At 50.1% G+C, this 1,946-nt stretch carries 3 protein-coding genes and 1 pseudogene; all 4 read right to left on the bottom strand.

Features of this window, described 5'->3' with window-relative positions:
* A pseudogene (locus RTP97_RS12400) lies at positions 1-170 on the bottom strand (acyl-[acyl-carrier-protein]--UDP-N-acetylglucosamine O-acyltransferase); the annotation flags it as partial.
* Between the two features lie 3 nt (positions 171-173).
* On the bottom strand, positions 174-629 hold the full coding sequence (gene fabZ, locus RTP97_RS12395) for a 3-hydroxyacyl-ACP dehydratase FabZ (RefSeq protein ID WP_007373234.1): 456 nt from the start codon (positions 627-629) through the stop codon (positions 174-176).
* 102 nt (positions 630-731) lie between these two features.
* Positions 732-1,757: a UDP-3-O-(3-hydroxymyristoyl)glucosamine N-acyltransferase gene (gene lpxD, locus RTP97_RS12390; RefSeq protein ID WP_165717436.1), complete on the bottom strand. Its 1,026-nt coding sequence runs from the start codon at positions 1,755-1,757 to the stop codon at positions 732-734.
* A 3-nt stretch (positions 1,758-1,760) separates the two neighbouring features.
* The coding region (locus tag RTP97_RS12385; protein WP_312413966.1) for an OmpH family outer membrane protein at positions 1,761-1,946 on the bottom strand (186 nt) is incomplete at its 5' end.

Genomic DNA, 1,946 nt, shown 5'->3' with positions numbered 1-1,946 from the left:
CCAATGGTCGTATGACCATTCACCACAACGTGAGATTTCAGTACGGTACCCTCACCAATTTCAACATGGGGTCCAACAATACAAAATGGACCAATGTGAACGTTAGCACCGATAACGGCGCCTTCTTCCACAATGGCGGTTGGATGAATAAAGGCGGTTTTATCAATCACGTATCAGGCCTCCCGGCTACGCGCACACATCATGGTAGCTTCGCAAACAACTTTGCCGTCAACCAGAGCTACGCCTTTGAAGCGAGTCAGGCCGCGACGCGTTTTTTCAAAAGTCACTTCCATGATCATCTGATCACCAGGTACAACCGGGCGCTTAAAGCGCGCTTCGTCGATACCTGCGAAGTAATACAGCTCACCCGGCTCCAGTTTACCAACGCTTTTAAACGCCAGAATACCGGTAGCCTGAGCCATCGCTTCCAGGATCAATACGCCCGGGAAGATAGGCTTCCCAGGGAAATGCCCCTGGAAGAATGGCTCGTTTACAGAAACATTTTTCACTGCGCGCAGAAAACGACCTTCTTCAAAATCCAGCACACGGTCTACCAGCAAAAACGGGTAGCGGTGCGGCAGAAGTTCTAAAATCTCTTCAATATGCAGAGTATGAGTGTCAGTAGTCAAAATACTCTTCCTGTCAAAATATCTGAATGGCAATAATAACACGGCCTGCCGGTTTATAAGAAAGCCGACAGGCCGGGAAGTATGCGTTTAACGGGTGAACGCTTAGTCTTGTTGATCGATTTTGCGCTCAATGGCCTTGAGGCGCTTACTCATATCATCAATATTCATCACTAGGGCAGCAGTTTTACGCCACACCTTGTTAGGCTGCAACGGAATACCTGAGGAGTAAACGCCCGGTTCAGTGATAGGACGCATAACCATGCCCATCCCTGTAACCGTGACTTTATCGCATATTTCCATATGCCCGTTAATGACGCTGGCACCGCCAATCATACAGTAACGGCCAATCTTCAGGCTGCCTGCCATAATAACGCCGCCGGCAACCGCAGTATTGTCGCCAATCACAACGTTATGTGCAATCTGGCACTGGTTATCGATGATAACACCATTACCGATTATCGTGTCATCAAGCGCGCCACGGTCAATGGTGGTGCATGCGCCGATTTCGACACGATCGCCGATGATCACCCGTCCCAGCTGCGGGATCTTGACCCAATTACCACGATCGTTGGCATAACCGAAACCATCTGCGCCAATAACGGTGCTGGAATGGATCAGGCATTGTTCACCAATTTCGATCTCATGATAAACGGAGACATTGGCCCACAGGCGAGAGCCTGCACCAATTTTTGTTTTTTTACCTACGAAGCAACCGGCACCAATGACAACGTTATCGCCCAGCACGACGTCTGATTCGATAACCGCATTTGCACCAATTGATACGTTATTACCCAGCTGCGCCGTCGGATCAATCACCGCACTGGGTGCGATGTTCTGTGCCGGCTGCGGCGTGGTATCCAGAATTTGTGCCATACGGGCGTATGTCAGGTAGGGATTCTTCACTACCAGCGCTGCACCTTTGGCAAACGGCAAATCGTCCTGCGTCAGTACGACAGCAGACGCCTGGCAAAGAGCCAGATGTTCACGGTACTTCGGGCTTACCATGAAGGTGATAGTGCCTGCTTTAGCAGACTGCATGGACGCAACAGCGGTGATGACGATATCGCCATCACCGTGTAATTCTGCATCCAACTGCTGAGCTAAATCAGCGAGTCGAATTGAAGGCATTACTTATTTAACCTGTTTCAGCACATCAGCGGTGATGTCTTTAACATCGCTGCTGTTGAATGCAACAGCGTTGCCATCAACAACCAGATCGATGTTCTGATCGGCGGCAACAGCTTTCACAGCGGACTGGATACGGGTAACCAGCTTGCCACGTTCTTCGTTAGAACGACGTTGACGATCCTGCTCAAA

The sequence above is a fragment of the Pseudescherichia sp. genome (assembly GCF_031998825.1).
Classification (GTDB): Bacteria; Pseudomonadota; Gammaproteobacteria; order Enterobacterales; family Enterobacteriaceae; genus Pseudescherichia.
The sequence above is the reverse complement of the archived record's forward strand: the minus strand, read 5'-3'. Positions and strand labels throughout refer to the sequence as shown.